At 46.4% G+C, this 16,773-nt stretch carries 20 protein-coding genes and 1 tRNA gene; 5 read left to right on the top strand and 16 right to left on the bottom strand.

The window, feature by feature from the left end:
• Positions 1 to 10: 10 nt before the first annotated feature.
• Entirely contained in the window at positions 11 to 250 is a 240-nt protein-coding gene (locus tag A1s21148_RS02490; protein WP_095670901.1) for a mycoredoxin, read from the bottom strand.
• 184 nt (positions 251 to 434) lie between these two features.
• Positions 435 to 510: transfer RNA gene (locus A1s21148_RS02485), tRNA-OTHER, on the bottom strand.
• Positions 511 to 817: 307 nt separating this feature from the next.
• Between A1s21148_RS02485 and A1s21148_RS02475 the strand changes: the two genes are divergently transcribed.
• Complete coding sequence (locus tag A1s21148_RS02475) at positions 818 to 1,105, top strand: hypothetical protein (protein ID WP_095670899.1); 288 nt, start codon at positions 818 to 820, stop codon at positions 1,103 to 1,105.
• A 37-nt stretch (positions 1,106 to 1,142) separates the two neighbouring features.
• Here A1s21148_RS02475 and A1s21148_RS02470 read toward each other — a convergent pair whose 3' ends face one another.
• The 3 genes from A1s21148_RS02470 to A1s21148_RS02460 are packed head-to-tail and all read right to left on the bottom strand — an operon-like array spanning position 1,143 to position 4,187.
• On the bottom strand, positions 1,143 to 1,991 hold the full coding sequence (locus A1s21148_RS02470; protein WP_095670898.1) for a hypothetical protein: 849 nt from the start codon (positions 1,989 to 1,991) through the stop codon (positions 1,143 to 1,145).
• 26 nt (positions 1,992 to 2,017) lie between these two features.
• Complete coding sequence (locus A1s21148_RS02465; RefSeq protein ID WP_095670897.1) at positions 2,018 to 2,326, bottom strand: nucleotide pyrophosphohydrolase; 309 nt, start codon at positions 2,324 to 2,326, stop codon at positions 2,018 to 2,020.
• A 7-nt stretch (positions 2,327 to 2,333) separates the two neighbouring features.
• Positions 2,334 to 4,187 carry a DUF2075 domain-containing protein gene (locus tag A1s21148_RS02460; RefSeq protein WP_095670896.1) on the bottom strand — a complete coding sequence of 618 codons (1,854 nt, stop codon included), beginning with the start codon at positions 4,185 to 4,187 and terminating at the stop codon, positions 2,334 to 2,336.
• 75 nt (positions 4,188 to 4,262) lie between these two features.
• On the opposite strand from A1s21148_RS02460, the gene A1s21148_RS02455 reads away from it, so the two are divergent.
• Complete coding sequence (locus tag A1s21148_RS02455) at positions 4,263 to 5,390, top strand: MrcB family domain-containing protein (RefSeq protein ID WP_095670895.1); 1,128 nt, start codon at positions 4,263 to 4,265, stop codon at positions 5,388 to 5,390.
• 42 nt (positions 5,391 to 5,432) lie between these two features.
• On the opposite strand, the gene A1s21148_RS07510 is transcribed toward A1s21148_RS02455, so the two are convergent.
• Complete coding sequence (locus A1s21148_RS07510; protein WP_190276910.1) at positions 5,433 to 5,582, bottom strand: hypothetical protein; 150 nt, start codon at positions 5,580 to 5,582, stop codon at positions 5,433 to 5,435.
• 75 nt (positions 5,583 to 5,657) lie between these two features.
• On the opposite strand from A1s21148_RS07510, the gene A1s21148_RS02450 reads away from it, so the two are divergent.
• The gene (locus A1s21148_RS02450) at positions 5,658 to 6,722 is read left to right on the top strand and encodes an NADH:flavin oxidoreductase/NADH oxidase (RefSeq protein ID WP_095670894.1); all 1,065 of its coding nucleotides are present in this window, start codon (positions 5,658 to 5,660) and stop codon (positions 6,720 to 6,722) included.
• On the opposite strand, the gene A1s21148_RS07610 is transcribed toward A1s21148_RS02450, so the two are convergent.
• Entirely contained in the window at positions 6,723 to 6,860 is a 138-nt protein-coding gene (locus A1s21148_RS07610; RefSeq protein ID WP_190276909.1) for a DUF2256 domain-containing protein, read from the bottom strand. It lies immediately after the preceding gene.
• A gap of 92 nt (positions 6,861 to 6,952) precedes the next feature.
• Here A1s21148_RS07610 and A1s21148_RS02440 point away from each other — a divergent pair, with 92 nt between their 5' ends.
• Both A1s21148_RS02440 and A1s21148_RS02435 read left to right on the top strand, forming a co-directional pair.
• Positions 6,953 to 8,266 carry a hypothetical protein gene (locus A1s21148_RS02440; RefSeq protein WP_125932384.1) on the top strand — a complete coding sequence of 438 codons (1,314 nt, stop codon included), beginning with the start codon at positions 6,953 to 6,955 and terminating at the stop codon, positions 8,264 to 8,266.
• Positions 8,250 to 9,560, top strand: coding sequence for a hypothetical protein (locus A1s21148_RS02435; RefSeq protein ID WP_125932383.1), 1,311 nt, complete (start codon positions 8,250 to 8,252; stop codon positions 9,558 to 9,560). The genes A1s21148_RS02440 and A1s21148_RS02435 overlap by 17 nt, the downstream gene beginning before the upstream one ends.
• Positions 9,561 to 9,564: 4 nt before the next feature.
• Here the strand turns inward: A1s21148_RS02435 and A1s21148_RS02430 are convergent, their stop codons facing one another.
• The 9 genes from A1s21148_RS02430 to A1s21148_RS02390 form a co-directional block, all read right to left on the bottom strand.
• Positions 9,565 to 10,599 carry a zinc-dependent alcohol dehydrogenase family protein gene (locus tag A1s21148_RS02430; RefSeq protein ID WP_095670891.1) on the bottom strand — a complete coding sequence of 345 codons (1,035 nt, stop codon included), beginning with the start codon at positions 10,597 to 10,599 and terminating at the stop codon, positions 9,565 to 9,567.
• A complete protein-coding gene (locus A1s21148_RS02425; RefSeq protein ID WP_095670890.1) occupies positions 10,596 to 11,375 on the bottom strand; it encodes a WD40/YVTN/BNR-like repeat-containing protein in 780 nt (259 codons plus the stop codon). The genes A1s21148_RS02430 and A1s21148_RS02425 overlap by 4 nt, the downstream gene beginning before the upstream one ends.
• The gene (locus A1s21148_RS02420; RefSeq protein ID WP_095670889.1) at positions 11,376 to 12,587 is read right to left on the bottom strand and encodes a C40 family peptidase; all 1,212 of its coding nucleotides are present in this window, start codon (positions 12,585 to 12,587) and stop codon (positions 11,376 to 11,378) included.
• Entirely contained in the window at positions 12,584 to 13,585 is a 1,002-nt protein-coding gene (locus A1s21148_RS02415; RefSeq protein WP_095670888.1) for a C40 family peptidase, read from the bottom strand. Before A1s21148_RS02415 ends, A1s21148_RS02420 begins: the two co-directional genes overlap by 4 nt.
• A gap of 12 nt (positions 13,586 to 13,597) precedes the next feature.
• Complete coding sequence (locus A1s21148_RS02410) at positions 13,598 to 14,140, bottom strand: DUF305 domain-containing protein (protein ID WP_095670887.1); 543 nt, start codon at positions 14,138 to 14,140, stop codon at positions 13,598 to 13,600.
• A gap of 482 nt (positions 14,141 to 14,622) precedes the next feature.
• Positions 14,623 to 15,105 (bottom strand): DinB family protein, encoded by a 483-nt coding sequence (locus tag A1s21148_RS02405; protein WP_095670886.1) that lies wholly within the window; start codon positions 15,103 to 15,105, stop codon positions 14,623 to 14,625.
• Between the two features lie 33 nt (positions 15,106 to 15,138).
• Complete coding sequence (locus A1s21148_RS02400; protein WP_095670885.1) at positions 15,139 to 15,417, bottom strand: type II toxin-antitoxin system RelE/ParE family toxin; 279 nt, start codon at positions 15,415 to 15,417, stop codon at positions 15,139 to 15,141.
• On the bottom strand, positions 15,417 to 15,626 hold the full coding sequence (locus A1s21148_RS02395; protein WP_095670884.1) for a TA system antitoxin ParD family protein: 210 nt from the start codon (positions 15,624 to 15,626) through the stop codon (positions 15,417 to 15,419). Before A1s21148_RS02395 ends, A1s21148_RS02400 begins: the two co-directional genes overlap by 1 nt.
• Before the next feature lie 60 nt (positions 15,627 to 15,686).
• Complete coding sequence (locus tag A1s21148_RS02390; protein WP_095670883.1) at positions 15,687 to 16,709, bottom strand: trypsin-like serine protease; 1,023 nt, start codon at positions 16,707 to 16,709, stop codon at positions 15,687 to 15,689.
• Between the last annotated feature and the right edge of the window lie 64 nt (positions 16,710 to 16,773).

Raw genomic sequence — 16,773 nt, 5'->3', positions numbered from 1 at the left:
CAAATTTCCTTTAAAGCGCAGCCAACTTCGCAACAACTTCTTTGGCCGAAGGATTGGTCATCGCACTTCCATCTGCGAACACCAATGTCGGCACCGTGCGATTGCCACCATTTACCTTCTCAACGATCTCAGCCGTGCCCGGTACTTCCTCAATGTTGATCTCTTCAAATGTAACTCCGAGTTCACCTAATTGAGATTTCAAACGCTTACAGTAACCACACCAGCTAGTTGAATACATAACAAATGACATGCCCTAAGAGTACTGGCGCACACTGATAAATGTTTGTTAAAATAAACTCCCTTCGTCAAGAGGCGCTCTATCCGCAGCTACAACGAAAAACCCCGTCAGCAATGGCGGGGTTTTCGCTTTTCCGCATAACTTAATGGGAAAACAAAGAAGCCCCAGGTGACTAATTCCCAGGGCTTCTAAGGAGTGGTCTCGCTGGCGGGATTCGAACCCGCGTCTACGCCTTAGTCATTGGCGTGCTCTATCCGCTGAGCTACAGCGAGACACATGCGGAACTTAAATGTTTTCCTGTTACGAGTAATTTTTTGGTCACTCATCTGTGTATAACTTTTCAATCAAACTTGAAATTTCTTTGGTAACCTTTGCTCACTTAGTCATTGGCGTGCGCTCTATCCAGAGCACAGCAAAAAAGTCCCGCAGAATCATCTGTGGGACTTTTTGTTTGCCTGCTAAACTTATGTTCTCTGAGTCAAAGAGATGCATTATTGAGCAACAGCAGAAAACCCCGTCAGCAATGGCGGGGTTTTCGCTTTCTCTCCCCATGTCACACCCCACCCATAGATTCCCCACATGGACTTCGCACTCGAACGCGCCCGCACCCTTACACCCGACTCCGATAGCGAGGAATACCTCCTTGAAATCGCTTGGCTCTATAACCGCGTAGTCCTCACTGGTTCACAGATCCCCGTTATCGACCTCGCCTACGAACTCGTCCTCCCCGAAGAATTCATCGGAGAATGCGTGAGCACTGCAATGGATATCGGCTTTCTCACTGCACCAAAGCGCGGAACTTTCGGTGGCAAGATCACGCCGAAAGCGCTGCGGAAGTTAAAGCAGGTTGGGAAGCATCGGGTTTAATTAGGTTTATTCAGTTAATTGATTACCAAAATCAGAATTAAAGTCTTGGAGATGTCTCTTCGATGATTCTCTTTAGTTCCAGAATCTTGCTCCTGCTCACAAGTTCATTTATCGACGGGATAGTTTTGTCGATACCCGGGCCCCAACCTAAGTGATAGCGCTTACTGAATCTGCGCTGTAATCCGGGTCCATCTTCCAGCGCAGAAGTCAAAAAGGTTATCAGCCGGTCATGCCTAGTTCTAACGCGTTTAGACAAAGATGGCTCTGAAATCATTTCATTGAATTGGAACTCGCGATCAATATCTATTGAAGGGTTAGTGAGTTGCCTCCATGCATCGCCTACTTGCCCCTCCCCCGTTAAAACTTCCAATTCTCTATATCGAGAATGCGAAAGTGTTTGCAATACGAAATGAACTTTATGGGTAGCCTTATCGCCAAATACATCGGTAAATCTTGAAAGGCTTTTTGGAATCCAAACCAAATTTGGAAGAAATGAAAATAGAAGTGGGTCACTAGTCGTCTTCGGCCAAATATGACAGCAGACTAATCCGGAAGAGATGCGGGAATTTCCGTAGGGGTTGTTCTTCCCTAAAATCGGTAGGTTCATAAATGTACTTTTCAACAGAGAATTATCGTCAGCGAAATAGCCTGATTCATCTGGCATTCCCCAAAGATCTCTTTTTTCTCCTGGCGCTCTCTCATCAATTCTGTGTCGCTGCCTTCTAACCGCGTATCGAGCTAACCAAGGCGCATGTCGGAAAGAATCTTCCAATGGCCAAATCGCAAACTTGATTACCAAATCAATAATCTCAGATTCTGAATATCTCTCAAATGAATCTGATGGAGTTAATCCGAGACTCTTGCGAAGTGCAAGATCAGCGTCCACAGTTCCCCCGCTATTCGATTGATAAGCTAAAAACGGGATTCGTTAATTGCCAATTTCTTTCTGACAGCTTCTGAGAGGTCTATATTTAAAACGTCTGCCAGTCTTAACAAGTACATAGCCACATCAGCGATTTCCATTTCGATATCGATCAGTTTTTCAGCAGATAACTCTGAGCGTTCCGACTCTCTTGCGGTAAGCCACTGGAACTCTGCGACCAGCTCACCCGCTTCACCTGCTACTGCCATAGACAGATTTTTGGGAGTATGAAAAACCTCCCATTTTCGTGCATCAGCAAAAGCCCGAATTTCAGCCATTAGTTGATTAATTTCGTTCATAGCTAACCTATCTTGCTAGTCGATCTCGGAAATAACTAGCTACTTGCTCGTCAGTACAGTAAATATAGCAACCCTTCATACCTCGCGTCATGAGAGTTCTGTATGTATTTCGGATTATCTGGTCTGCCTTGATGGTGGCTAATTCGGGATTCTCCTTGAACTCTTTTTTATATCCATGCAGTGAAACATCGGTGCTTGCCCGACCTGAGGGTTCTGTCGCTAAGCAACCATCTATTAATTTAAAGTCTGGGCCGATGATTACACCTACATATTCAAGTTCTAAACCTTGTGATGTGTGAATGCAGCCAATATCGTCAATAGAATTGGGGTCGATTATCCACGCACTTCCACGAGACTCCAAGTTCCACTTCGCTCGAAAATTAAACTTGGGAAATTCAATATCAAATTTCAATTTATCTTTTTTACTTATCCAGTCCCAGCAGTAACCCGCCAACATTCTCGATTTGTTGTTCAGTTTATTTCGCTTTCGAATTTCAGCGTACAGTTTCGATGGATCGTCAAAAACCTGAAAATCATAATTGGCATCGTTGAAGGAGTTACCTGAGTCCTCCGCAATCCCTAAGCTTTCATCAAGCCAGGTTAAATACCCATCGGAACCGTTACATCGAAACTGAGACTTTAACTCAAGATGATGAATCTCGGCCCCCATGGCCCTGGCGAATTTTTCGATCTCGAATGACTCCCCTATGTCCTTCCAGGTTACTTTCTGCGCTTCATCCAGGAAGAAAACAGAAGTTTTCGCGGCCTGAATAACCTCGCGAATCTGATTATCGCCTCCCTTCGAATATTGGGTTCTTAGTTTTAGTCGATGCGCTTCATCGACAATCAGTACATCGAAGTCATTTGCTTCTATTCCCGTAAAATTTCCAGATCCGCTAAAAAGCTCTTTAATCTCTCCACCTTTGAAAGCCGACTTAAGCTTCACTTCAAAAACTGCTCTAGGTGCGGCATTCGGCGTTACATAGCGAGCAATCAATCGCTGACCCATAAGTCTCGAAAGTGAATTTATCGCAATAACTGACTTACCTGTCCCTGGTCCACCTTTAACTATCACGACTTGCTTTGGCCCCTTCAAGCCCTGGAGTGAAGTCTTGACAATCGTTTCCAAGACCGTTTTTTGCTCATCAATGAGAACGAATGCTTCTTTGCCTTGAAGCATATTTGTTACTGCATCAGCTAGCTGAAGTGAAGGTTTTGTTGGTGAGGCATCGACTCTCTTAAGTAGTTCTACTCCATCACCACTCTTAATTCGATCAGAAATTAGTGCGACTATTTCTTTCTTTTGTCCTTTAATAAAAACAGGGGTATTTCGAAGCGCTTCTTCGTAACGAGAATCATTGACAACATCTAACTCAGGACAATTATGTAAATATGCGCACGAAGTAATTCTAACGGGCGTCTCGTAGACATATTCGTTGTACATTTCTAACAAGCTTGCGTAACTTCGTGCCTGATAAGAAGGATGAACGACATCTCGATTCTTCTGGCCTACGAAGGTGTTTACATGTTCCGGCAGCTCGGAATAATCAATACTTGTCCACTGCTTAAGTTCAATTATTACAATTGATTCGGACCCGTCCGCTTGCCTTCCAGAAACTATGAAATCGATTCGGTTTTTGAGTTTATTTATTTGATACTCAATAGCAATTCCTGCATCATCCGGTATATCTGGACTCGCAATAATGTGAGACATTCCGTTACCGAGTGAGTTTCGCCAGGATGAATATTCATTTTGCCCGACACCTAGGCCCAAATTCTGCTTTACGGCATCCCTGACAAGGTCTTCAATGATGTGGGCGTCCTCCAGAAATTTCTTCTTCGTAGCGAGATATGCCAGCACGAGTTAAGGCTATAGCCGAAAACTACTCTCCGTAAGCATCTGGCAGATGTCGGTTACCCTGAGTAACCTTCCAGCATGATCAGTTCCCAGATTCGAGAAGTTCTTGAGCTTCAAAGGCAATACACCTCAAAGAACACTCCGGCTATGCAAAGACGTGGAATCCTGATCCGCAAAGAGATTGCCTCTTCGCTGAGCGAAAACTTAGATCGCTTCAAATCCAAGTACGAAATAGCTATCGAAGATCTCTGGGTGCAAGGTAAAGATGGCGACGGAAATAAAGCAGAGATTCCTTGGGTGCGTCTAGCATCTAAAGAACTCAGTCCAAGTGCCACAAAAGGCTGGTACGTCGTTTTCTTGTTCTCAGCCACCGGATCTAACTGTTACCTAAGTCTTGGGCATGCCAGCACGACTTACGATGGTGATTCCATGGAGCGGAGATATCAAAAAGCTCTCGCACCTGAGGTTGCTGCCGCGCTAATGACGTGGGGCCGCGAAAAGTTAAATCTTGATCAGGTTAAGAATCCGAGACTTAAGTTCTCACGAAATCTAGAGGCAAAAGGAAATCTTGCTGAAGCTTATGATCGGACCAGTTTATGTGGATTTGAATATCGCAAAGAAAGCGTTCCCTCTGACGAACAGATTTTCACGGATATCGAGTTCTTGTTGGAGATGCTATCTAAGATTTATTTTTTGCAGGAAACGGATGCCACGATCCCCGGATCCGAAAGTCCTGAGCATAAAGAAGCTGTCGCAGCAATCGCACAAGCCGCTGGAAGAGATCTAACCGGACCTCGACGCCAAGGGCGCTCGCGTTTACCGCAAGCGCATAAGAAAGTCATTGAAGAGCACGCAGTTGAAGTAGCCATGAAGCATTTGGGAAAGAAGGGTTTCACGGACATTAAAGATGTCGGAAAAAATCGTTCCTATGACATCGCCGCAAAGTTGAATGACATCGATTTTTACATCGAGGTTAAGGGAACGATGTCGTTAGGTGAGAAAGTTGTACTCACCCGAAATGAAGTTCTTCTTCACCGCCAAGAGCATCCAAATAATGCGCTTATCGTCGTGAGCCAAATAGATCTAGATCGAAGCGAGCCACCATCGGCAAAAGGTGGAAAGGTTATTTTCATCTCACCTTGGAAGATTGAAGATTCAGACTTAGATGCCCTTGGATATGACTACAAGGTAATGAAAAATAGCTAGTTCCAAGGGAGAAATCTAGAATAATCAAAGAGAAATAAAACTTTACTTAACCTTCAGCGACTCCGCGGCATCTGCAAAACCTTCAGCCTCAAGCTTGGCGATGATGTCGGCTTTAACAGCCTTGACTACATTGTGAGTGCCGTTGCAGTTCTTCTCTGGATCGGTTGTATATCCGCATGTGCAAGCGCCCATTTGTTGCTCCTTGTTTGATTGGTCTTTCTATAAGAGTAGTGGGTATGCGAATTTATTACCGAGTAAGATCGAGATATGAACACACTCTTTGATCCATTTACTCTGCGCGGGGTTACATTTCAGAATCGTGTTTGGGTCTCCCCTATGTGCCAGTACAGCGCAACTGATGGTTTTGTGGGTGCGTGGCATAGCGCGCACTTGGGAGCCTTTGCAACGGGTGCGCCAGGGTTGATCATGGTTGAGGCAACTGGTGTTGTTCCAGAGGGGCGAATCTCAATTGGTTGTCCAACGATTGAAGATGACGCGCATGCCAAGGCCTTTGCACCGATGGTTGAGTTCGCGCATTCGCAGGGTGTGAAGATGGGAATTCAGTTGGCACATGCTGGGCGCAAGGCATCGACGATGCGTCCGTGGGATACAAAGCGGATGGCGGAAATTGGTGAAGGTGGATGGCAAGCGGTTTCTTCAACCGATAAAGCATTTGAGGGATATCCGGCGCCGCGTGCTTTAACGGTTGCCGAGATTGCGCAGTTGGTAAGTGAGTTTGCTGATGCGGCTCGTCGTGCTGTGGCAGTTGGCTTTGATGTAATTGAAATACATGCAGCACATGGTTATTTGTTGCACCAGTTCTATTCACCGGTTTCGAATGATCGCACCGATGAATACGGTGGCAGCTTTGATAATCGGATCCGTTTCTTGATGGAGGTAACCGATGCGGTGCGCGCTGCGATTGGCGATCAGGTGGCGCTCTTTGTTCGTATCTCGGCAACTGATTGGGTTGATGACGGTTGGAACTTAATTGATTCGATTGAATTAGCAGTTAGGTTAAAGGCTGCTGGCGTTGATTTGATTGATGTTTCAACAGGGGGCGCAGTTCATAACGCACCGATTAAGGCAACGCCTGGTTTTCAGGTTCCCTTTGCGGCTGCGATTCGTAAAGAGGCAGGGATTGCAACTGCGGCAGTTGGTTTGATTACCGAGCCAGAGCAAGCGCAATACATAATTGAGACCGAAGAAGCAGATGCGGTTTTCTTGGCGCGTGCGATGTTGCGCAATCCGCGTTGGGCGATGAACGCGGCAGAGGCGTTGGGTGTGAAGATCCCTTGGTCGTTGCCGCTTGATCGCGGCCGGACTATTTAATTACTTTCCGGTCTTACATTTTTCAGAACAATACTTAACGTTCTCCCAATCGCGCGCCCATTTCTTACGCCATTCAAAGGGTAGGCCACATCGCGCGCAGATCTTTGGCGGGAAGCCGTTCTTGGTCTTTGCGATCACTGGAGAAGGTTAGCGCCGGGTGCGGAGTACCCTTAGTTAACACTTTGAAAGGTTTGTATCAGATGCCGAAGAAATTTGCCGCCAGGTTTTTTGTGATCGCTTTTTCCGTCATTTCTCTCGCATTTACAACACTGGCACCGACTCAAGGTGCGAGTTTGTTGGATCTGCTGCCGGGTGGTGCAACGAGTAAAGGTTATTTAGGCGTTGATTTTTCAGAGCGCCAACCTACTTCTGGTGAGAATGTTTCGATCATTACTTCAAACCTTTCTGCCCAGCCTGGTACTCCGCCTAACACATTTCTTTGCTCGTCATTAAGTGATGCAAACTGTGCGAAAGGTTCATTCGTTAGAGCGCAATTAATCTTGCCGCCATGTGAAACGGCAAATCAATTGATGTGCGTCGAAGGATTAAGTATTGGAACTTCTGCTTCTGATATGGAGCTTGCGGTTTTGGATCACGAAGTTAGATCGCTTACGACTCCGGCAGATGTGGCGCTTGGTTTACCGCGTGGTGGCGGTCCGAGTTTGTGGAAGTCGGCAAAGTTTGCCAACAAATCTGGCAACTTTACTTACGGCGTAATTGCGCGGGTTGTGTATGGACAGAATCGTGAAGCTGTTGGTGCGGCAGGAAAAGCTAATGCACCGATAACTTTGACCTCAATGAACTTAAGCGTTATTCCAGTTACTCAAAAGGCTGGGAAGTATTACCCGCTTGAAAGTTACACATCGGTTAATCCCGATGGTGGCGCTACTTTTGGCGTGCGGCAAACTGGAAACGATTACGACAATTTGGCAGATTGCGCTTGGACAGAATTAGGTTTCTGCGCAAAGTATGAAGATTTTGCCGATAACACGCGCGTTGCTTTGACGATGCGTATGGGCGCTGAAATGACTGGTTGGCTTTATGGCCGCATGAAGGATGTCGACGTTAAAGTCGATCCGATTGATGCGAAGAATAATCGAATCAAGATTGAAGCTCTTCCTGTAAACGCTCCGGGTGCATTTGGTTATATAAAGAAGAGTGAGTTAGCCAGTAACCCGAAGATTGATGCCCGAGTGCGTTTAAGTTCTGGGGTCTTTGGGTACAACATGATGCTGCAAAGTGAAGGTTCGATCGTTGATGGGTATGACCCAGTTGGAAACTTCGAAGATTTCGCTGCGTTTGAGCCGATTTTGAAGACCAAGGCGGGTTATCGCGCGCAGTGGATTGTCTCTTCCGGTGCAAGTGCCAACGGTTATCAGGCAACCAGCGGTAATGCTTGTTTTGATGACAAAACACAGTTGCTTGGAATCGTGACAACTAATGCGATGGTTTACTCCCCTTCTGCGCCAGAGTTTAAAGATGGCGCGCTAAGTTACAAGGTTGCGGGCTTGCACTTTATTTGCGGTTTTGGATCACGAAGTTAGATCGCTTACGACTCCGGCAGATGTGGCGCTTGGTTTACCGCGTGGTGGCGGTCCGAGTTTGTGGAAGTCGGCAAAGTTTGCCAACAAATCTGGCAACTTTACTTACGGCGTAATTGCGCGGGTTGTGTATGGACAGAATCGTGAAGCTGTTGGTGCGGCAGGAAAAGCTAATGCACCGATAACTTTGACCTCAATGAACTTAAGCGTTATTCCAGTTACTCAAAAGGCTGGGAAGTATTACCCGCTTGAAAGTTACACATCGGTTAATCCCGATGGTGGCGCTACTTTTGGCGTGCGGCAAACTGGAAACGATTACGACAATTTGGCAGATTGCGCTTGGACAGAATTAGGTTTCTGCGCAAAGTATGAAGATTTTGCCGATAACACGCGCGTTGCTTTGACGATGCGTATGGGCGCTGAAATGACTGGTTGGCTTTATGGCCGCATGAAGGATGTCGACGTTAAAGTCGATCCGATTGATGCGAAGAATAATCGAATCAAGATTGAAGCTCTTCCTGTAAACGCTCCGGGTGCATTTGGTTATATAAAGAAGAGTGAGTTAGCCAGTAACCCGAAGATTGATGCCCGAGTGCGTTTAAGTTCTGGGGTCTTTGGGTACAACATGATGCTGCAAAGTGAAGGTTCGATCGTTGATGGGTATGACCCAGTTGGAAACTTCGAAGATTTCGCTGCGTTTGAGCCGATTTTGAAGACCAAGGCGGGTTATCGCGCGCAGTGGATTGTCTCTTCCGGTGCAAGTGCCAACGGTTATCAGGCAACCAGCGGTAATGCTTGTTTTGATGACAAAACACAGTTGCTTGGAATCGTGACAACTAATGCGATGGTTTACTCCCCTTCTGCGCCAGAGTTTAAAGATGGCGCGCTAAGTTACAAGGTTGCGGGCTTGCACTTTATGGAAGATGGCAAGACGCTAACGCGGGGAAGTTACGACTTGGCGATTAGATCATCGGTTGCGCGCTGTGTTTATGGATTCACAAGTGCGCCATTTCAGGCATCGGTTTCAGTTATTAACGCAGACGGAAGTGAGCAGATAATCGGTACCGAAACGGTGCGCGAAGATGCTAAACGAGAATGGTTATTTTTGTCGGCTAAGAACTTTACCTTTTCTACGCCCACAATCCGCGTTAAGTTAACGCAGGAAAAGCAAGCGGTAGTTGCGCCGGCGCCAGTTAAAAAGGCTGCGACCAAGTCGATAACTTGCGTGAAGGGCAAGCTGGTTAAGAAAGTGACTGCCGTATCGCCTAAGTGTCCTACGGGTTATAAGAAGAAGTAACTGGTTATTTCTCGCTGGGCTTGATGACGGTGATGCCACCGAATGGCTGGCTATTCAATTCGGCGAGTGCTTTAGCGCCTTCAGTTAGGCCAACTTCGCGCGTGATCAGTGATGCTGGATTTAGTTTGCCACTGGCAACGAGTGCCAACATTTCTGGGTAATCCTTTGCGGCCATTCCGTGAGAACCGAGTAGGTCTAACTCCCAAGCGATTACGCGGGCCATTGGGATATCGGTTAAACCGTTTGCTGTAAGTAATAGGCCGAGTTGTAAATGGCGGCCGCAACGAGCAAGTGAAAGTACGGATGCGCTAGCGGTTTGTTGGCTGCCGAGTGCATCAACTGCAACATCTGCTCCCCCGAGGTTTTGCATAAAGGCAACGGGATCGACTTTGCTGGAGTTAATTGTTTCGGCGCCGAGTGATTGTGCGATTGCAAGAGCGGCATCGTTGATGTCGACGGCGTAAACGTTTGCGCCTTGGGCTTTGGCGATCATGATTGCGCTTAGGCCAACGCCGCCGCATCCGTAGATAACAACTTTCTCATTTGCTTTGACGTGCGCGCGTTTTATGAGGCCGCGGTAAGAAGTTGCAAAGCGACAACCCAGCGCTGCGGCAGTTGCGAAGGAAACGTTCTCGGGAATGGTTACTAAGTTGAAGTCGGCGTTATTGATCGCGACATATTCGGCAAATGATCCGAAACCGGTAAAGCCGGGTTGAGTTTGGGTGGGACAGACTTGGGCATCACCGCGTGTGCAGTATTGGCATTTGCCGCAGCCGCAGACAAAGGGAACGGTTACGCGATCGCCGACTCTAAATTTGGTAACTGCGCTGCCGGTTTCGGAGATAACACCCGCGAGTTCGTGGCCCGGGACATGTGGCAAGACGATGTCAGAGTCGTGGCCCATCCAAGCGTGCCAATCGCTACGACATAAACCAGTTGCTTCAACTTTTATAACGACGCCATCGTTTGTTGCAGTTGGGACCGAGATATCTTTGATTTCAAGTGGTCCCTTGAATTGGGTGAAGTAAATAGCGTTCATGTACCTACTTTAATGGTCAAAACCTCTCCGGCGACTATTGCTGCCAATATTTTTGAAGAGACCGAGATATCTGAAACTTCGGATTTGTAGCTTTTAAAGATTTTCCAGCTCTTGGCCGCATCGGTTGAGCGAAAGATCTGATTCTTTGATGCGATGTAAATATCCTTGCCGATGCTCTCCACAGCGGCAACTTTAGATTTGAAGGTTAGCGGAGTTGAATTAGTGAGAGAGTTACTGGTTTTAAACAGCTTGCCATTATCAATTGCTAAGGCACCACCGTGCGAGCCATATAAAACAGCAATGTCTGTGAATTTCATTTCACCAAGTCGCTTCCAATTTTTTCCCAGGTCCTTGGAATACATCAGAGAACCATCAGTGGCGTTACCGCCATATATCTGGGAGCCAGAAACTTCCAGGAAGTGGAAGTCAACTTTTCCCAGTAGTGACACTGACTTCCAAGTCTTACCTCCATCGCCAGAACTTAGTAGCCCCAGAGGATTAGGTAACTTTGAAACTGCACTTGGGTGCCCGCTCGCAAATAGCGTTTTGCCTCTAGCATCCAAACCCATAATGTCGAAGGGATCTTTGCCGATTGGTTGCATCTTGTTTTGATCAACGAACTCAAATAAACCTTCGTGAGTTCCCATCAAGATTGTGTTATTAAATGCTTTGATCCCGTGGATATGTGAGACCGAATCAAAGGTGGCGGCACTCGATGGTGAGATTTGTGTAAGCGCTAGCGCAAATACCGTTGCCATAACTTTTACTGGTCGCATTTACACTCTTCCCGCGTAAGGCATCATGCCTTCGACGCTGTAGATATTGGAATAACGAAGGCCAGTTTTAGTGGAACGCGCTTCCCACATCATCCCGTTTCCGGCGTAGATGCTCATGTGATGAATGGTGCTCTGGGTTCCCTTGTATGAGTAAAAAATTAGATCGCCGGGTTGCATCTCTGCGATTGGAATCTGTTTTGTGTAGGTGTAATAAAGGCTTGAGTTTAGGCGATCCCAAATCGGCCAACCGAGACCAACTGATTTAAAGGCGGCATAAACCAGACCAGAACAATCGAAAGCGTTTGGACCTTCACTACCCCATATATATGGCTTGCCAGCCAAAACTTGCTTCTTTGCAAATTCAACAACCTTTAAACGTTGTTCTTCCGTGGTTCTGATCCGGGAGACACCAGTTGGTCCTCCGCCTTTCCAAATTTTTGATTGGGTCTTTGTTTTGGTCGCTTCATTGGCACGGGTTTCTTCTAGAATTGCCAACTGGCGCTTCTGCTCTAGGGTAATTCGCACTTTCTTTGCAGAAGCTAGATCACGTTGCAACTTATCTTGAACTGCTTGTAATTTATCAACTTCTTTTTGTTGTTCACTACGTGCATCGTCAGCTTCTTTCTTTGCGGCTGCGACTCGAACGGTGACCGCCGCTTGATTTGCTTTGGCAACTTCGGCTCTTGTTTTCGCTGCCTCGGCAATATCTTCTGCGACTTTAAAACGCTTTAGTGCAGTTCTGTTGCCTTCTCCTAAATTATCTAAAGTTGATAAGCGATCAATTACATCTTGCGGGCCATTAGAGCTAAGAATTGATTCGAGATCGGTTAAACCGCCCCCAGAGATATACGCATTCAAAGCGAGCTTGCCTATCTCACGATGTGTTCCGGCAACTGCCGCCACTGCCACTTCATAGGCTGCCTGCGCTTGTTGAGATTGAGAAACCGCAATGGCTAGAGCCGCTCTTGCTCTTTGATATTTCTGATCAGCCGCATTTGCCAGCTGGATTAGCGCCTTTAAGTTTCCACGCGCCTTGGCTAACTTCTTAAAGGCTTCATCGGCAATTTTCTTCTTAGCTAGTTCGGCCTTCTTAGCTGCTTCAATTTGAGCCAGAGTCGGCTTGTGATTAGTTGCAAGCAGCGGCGTAACACCCGAAGAAAAAGCTAGTATGAGAACTAACGTAGAAGTAATCGCAAGCTTAAATCTCGTCATAGCCGTCTCGCCCCTACAAATGGCTTTGAACCAAAACGCTTCGTTAAATTAACAACCTCAACACGTTTTCCCGGTCTAGGCGCCTGCACCATTTTTCCACCACCCATATACATGGATACGTGGCTGATTGGCTTGCCAAAGAAAAGTAAATCTCCGGGTTTGAGAGAGTTATAGGAAATAGATTTTCCATACTTAACTTGGATTCGCGATGAATGCGGTAGAGAGACACCTGCGGTCTGATACGCCCGCATGGTCAATCCACTGCAATCCCAACGTGTTGGGCCGGCCGCTGCCCAAACATAGATGTCACCAATTTGTTTCAGTGCGTATTTGAGAGCGATAGATCCACGTGAATTATCACCTGCATAATTGGCGGCAAATCTCTTTGAATCGCTGAGTATTTTATTTTCACGTTCTGCCTCTTGCTGAGCGAGCTTTTCCCGATCTTCCTTCTTTAGCGATTTCAATAATTTTTCAGCTTTTGCCAATGCAGATTTAGCAGATGCAACTTCTTTGTTCAGGCGCAATTTCTCCCGCTTTAAAAGTGCGGTCTTGTCGGAAACCACATATCGCGAAGCTTCCACCTTTTGTTTATTTCTCTTGAACTCTTGCAGCTCCTGAGAATAACCACGAGTAATTATGTCCAATACTGAAGCATCAGATAAATACTGAGTGGGATCAGCCGAAAACATTAAGTCGATAGTTTTTCCAAAACCGTGACCTTGAAAATTTGCTATAGCGATGCGCGCGAGAATTTCGCTAGAAGCATTCAACTTCTCTTTCAGTATCGCCTCTTTTGCAATAAGAGTGACGCTCTCTCTTTCAAGTTGCTTAATTCGGATATTGGCTTCGTTGGCTGCTTCGTACTTTTCGGCAGCCAAGGTCCTTAAGCGGTCAACATCTCGCTGAACCGAGGCCACCGAAGGAGCGGCAACCGCCATAGGGGAAGCGATTAAAGAAGTAAGAAATATCGCCAAAGTAAGTAATGCGCGCATCATTGTAAATCCGCTTTAAGCGAATGTCGCTAAAAGTTTCTTCATGGTGGCGATCTCGGATTTTTGGACGCGGAGAATATCCTTGGCCAATTTTTTGGCTTCGGAGTTCTTTGATGTTTCCAGCATGACTACCATTTCAAGAGCGCCTTGATGGTGCTCAATCATGGCGGTAATGAACGCCTTATCGAACTTTGCTCCTTTTAAGCCACCGAGAGCCTTCATCTGCTTATCAGAAATCATCCCGTTCATATCCATGTGGTGACCCATCGTTGCCGATGATTTAGTGGCGCTTAACCAAAATTTCATCTGGGCTATCTCTTTACCCTGACTGGATACGATGGCAGTGGCAAGGGACCTGATCGCCTTATTGGAGCTATTTTTCAGGGCAAATTTCGACATGTCGACGGCTTGTTGGTGGTGAGGAATCATCATTTGCGCGAACATGATGTCGGTACCACTGAGATTGCTAAGCGACTTGGCGTGAGAACTCGCTACCGCAGGGTTAGCGGGCAATAGCGAGATGGTAAATAAGAATGCAACAACAACTTTTTTCAACATAAATAATCCTTTGCTCGTTAGGTAAACAGGTAAGTTTTAACGAGGTTGGATTAGATTCGAATAACTCCTAATTGAGAAATAGATAATGCATACTTCAAATTTGGTGGGCTTCGTAACGAGGCCACTCGGAATGTCGCTTGTGATACTAGTTCAAGGCGTAATCGGTTAATTTTCTTTAATTTAACTTTACGGCCAAATATCAAGACAAAAAAGAATGTAGCTGAACACACCTTCGCTACTAATGAATTATCGCTAGTAAAAATAGTTGAGGCAGCCTCATCAGCCTGATGGTGGCCGCTCACGCTTTCATGAGAGGTTTGATCTGTGTGGCAAGCGTGGACCATGACAAAGCCGGCCGAAAAGAGAGCTAGCGATATTGCTAACGCACCGCTGTACTTGGCGGCTACGGCTTTGGCCCTGAACATGAGGACAAAGGTAGCAATAGTTAAGAGCGTTTGCCCGTTCTGCGCTTCACAGACTCGCTAGCGCAGGCTGAGTTCAAAGCCCCAGACGTCGAATACGTCTAGATCAACTTTTTTGTAGCCGCGGGCTTCTAGTGCAGAAACTGCGTGAGCGCGGTGTTCGATTGAGTGGTGCACCGCTTGAGTGATGATTGTCGAGCGTAACCAATGTGTGGTTTCGCCATCGCGAGTTATTGAAATTGTTTTATCTTCGAGATCAACAAGTTTCAAAAGGCGAGCATCATTTACTGCAAGAATTTTTGAGAGCTCGCGGAGTTCGGCCATGTTCTTTGGCTGCTCTAGTACGACGGGGGCTGTCTCTTCGAGGCGCGATGCGTAACTGCCGGATGATGATGCGATGTGGCGCAGGATTTCGCGGACCGGAAATTCTGGGTCAGTTGCATAGGCATCGAGCGCTTCATCGGGTAGCTCGGCAATTAACTTGTAGATCTCTTGATTGGCCCAAGCCATATGTTCGAGTGCGCGCTGAAGTGAAATTGTCATAATCGGATCGTATTCGGTAAATCTATAAATTGGCTATTGATCGGATTTTTTTAAATCGCGATAAAAGTTTTCATGTGGGCCGAAAACCAACAATGTAATTTCTTGGCGGGAGACTATGCGGTAGGCAAGAAGCCATTGAGTTTGATTAGCCTTGAATTTGTAAACGCTGACGCCGGTGAGGTCGCCGATTTTGGCATCGCCGAGTTTTGGGTTTGCTGCGATCGCCATGACCGCTTTATCTAGGGCGCGTTTTTGATTCTTATGAAGGCGATTTAGAGAACGAGCGAACTGAGCACCATAGCTAATCTTCATCAGCCGAAGGTGTATTCCTCAGTTGCTTCCTCGGCGTCGGCTTTCATAATCTCTCTGATCAACGAAAATGAAAGATCAGGGTTTTCTTCTGCGATCAGCGCCATACGGAAATAGAACTCAATCTGGCGCGGAACGGAACGGTGTTCAACGGCGGCGATGCGCTTGGCATCTTCTACGAGTTCATCGGAGAGTTTTACAGTTTGTGCCAAGGCGGCCTCCTTTAATTCAACGGGTTCAGCCTACCAGACGAGGTGGCAAAAGGTTACCTTTTATAACCTCTTTAATTTAAAGCCAGTTGGGCACTTGGGTGAAACGGCAGTTACCTTCTTTGAAGTCTTGCCTTTAACGCAGGTGATCGTTGATTTCTTTTTAACGAGTGCGGCTTTTGCTTCCGCCTCTTTGGCTAGCGCTGCAGCGACGTAATCTTCGGCTTCCTTCAAAATATCAAGGTGCTTGTAAACAGGAGATGCGTAGTTGATTCCCCCTTTGCCGTCGTGATCTCCGGCCGCTCCGCATGAATAGGCATTCATGCCGTTTGGCGTTGTAGCCATGTAAATCAACTCATTTTTGTAAGTTGATGTGATGGAGCCTCCTGAATCACCACTGCACCCGAATCCTGCTTTTCCATTGTTCATTACTAGATGATTTTGTAATTGTTGGCGCTCATAACCAACAATCGCTTCGGCCTCTTTAAGAGTTCGCAAAATGGTAGTTAAAGATCTGGGCTGAAAGGTTTTTTGGTACTTAGATGTACACGGCAGTTTTTCGTTGACATCGCAGCGATCTATATATTCTCCATAACCATGCATCTTTATTGGCGTCTTGGATTCACGAATTTCAGCTTCAAGCTCTAGGGTTAACAGCCTGACTGGATCCGCTGGAATTAAATCTTTCTCGAGAACATAGATCGCAAAATCATCGAGATTGCCATTTTTAGATCTGTAGTTTTTTGCGACTAATCTCAATTCTACTTTTACAGCACCCTTATAGTCTCCTGCTGTCGAATTAGGCAGACCAACAAATAAATACTTGGAACCGAATAGGATCTTGTTTCCTTGCTGATCGAATTGATATTCAGAATGAGCGGCCGAGAAAACTATTCGTGATGAATAAAGAAAGCCCGAGTAAGAAGCCTGATCACCAATATTGGGAGGTGTCGGCGAATCAGAGCCATAGATCGGAACAATTCGCGGATTGGAGAGATCAATTTCTGCGTTTAATCCAGCGTTGGCAGGTTGAGTAAAGGTAGATGCGCAGAGGGCTAAGGCCACGGCTACTGCGCGAAGTTTCATAGCCAAAAGTATTGGGTCTTTGGTTGCTAAGTAAATAGTTACTCTGCGTTAGAAAATACTAATG

It is taken from the genome of Candidatus Planktophila lacus (genome assembly GCF_002287925.1).
GTDB lineage: Bacteria > Actinomycetota > Actinomycetes > Nanopelagicales > Nanopelagicaceae > Planktophila > Planktophila lacus.
The sequence above is the reverse complement of the archived record's forward strand: the minus strand, read 5'-3'. Positions and strand labels throughout refer to the sequence as shown.

Bases quoted from the DNA above. Each gene is read 5' to 3' on its own strand.
- A1s21148_RS02490 (WP_095670901.1), bottom strand. From the start codon at position 250: ATGTCATTTGTTATGTATTCAACTAGCTGGTGTGGTTACTGTAAGCGT.
- A1s21148_RS02475 (WP_095670899.1), top strand. From the start codon at position 818: ATGGACTTCGCACTCGAACGCGCCCGCACCCTTACACCCGACTCCGAT.
- A1s21148_RS02465 (WP_095670897.1), bottom strand. From the start codon at position 2,326: ATGAACGAAATTAATCAACTAATGGCTGAAATTCGGGCTTTTGCTGAT.
- A1s21148_RS02455 (WP_095670895.1), top strand. From the start codon at position 4,263: ATGATCAGTTCCCAGATTCGAGAAGTTCTTGAGCTTCAAAGGCAATAC.
- A1s21148_RS07510 (WP_190276910.1), bottom strand. From the start codon at position 5,582: ATGGGCGCTTGCACATGCGGATATACAACCGATCCAGAGAAGAACTGC.
- A1s21148_RS02450 (WP_095670894.1), top strand. From the start codon at position 5,658: ATGAACACACTCTTTGATCCATTTACTCTGCGCGGGGTTACATTTCAG.
- A1s21148_RS02430 (WP_095670891.1), bottom strand. From the start codon at position 10,599: ATGAACGCTATTTACTTCACCCAATTCAAGGGACCACTTGAAATCAAA.
- A1s21148_RS02425 (WP_095670890.1), bottom strand. From the start codon at position 11,375: ATGCGACCAGTAAAAGTTATGGCAACGGTATTTGCGCTAGCGCTTACA.
- A1s21148_RS02420 (WP_095670889.1), bottom strand. From the start codon at position 12,587: ATGACGAGATTTAAGCTTGCGATTACTTCTACGTTAGTTCTCATACTA.
- A1s21148_RS02415 (WP_095670888.1), bottom strand. From the start codon at position 13,585: ATGATGCGCGCATTACTTACTTTGGCGATATTTCTTACTTCTTTAATC.
- A1s21148_RS02410 (WP_095670887.1), bottom strand. From the start codon at position 14,140: ATGTTGAAAAAAGTTGTTGTTGCATTCTTATTTACCATCTCGCTATTG.
- A1s21148_RS02405 (WP_095670886.1), bottom strand. From the start codon at position 15,105: ATGACAATTTCACTTCAGCGCGCACTCGAACATATGGCTTGGGCCAAT.
- A1s21148_RS02400 (WP_095670885.1), bottom strand. From the start codon at position 15,417: ATGAAGATTAGCTATGGTGCTCAGTTCGCTCGTTCTCTAAATCGCCTT.
- A1s21148_RS02390 (WP_095670883.1), bottom strand. From the start codon at position 16,709: ATGAAACTTCGCGCAGTAGCCGTGGCCTTAGCCCTCTGCGCATCTACC.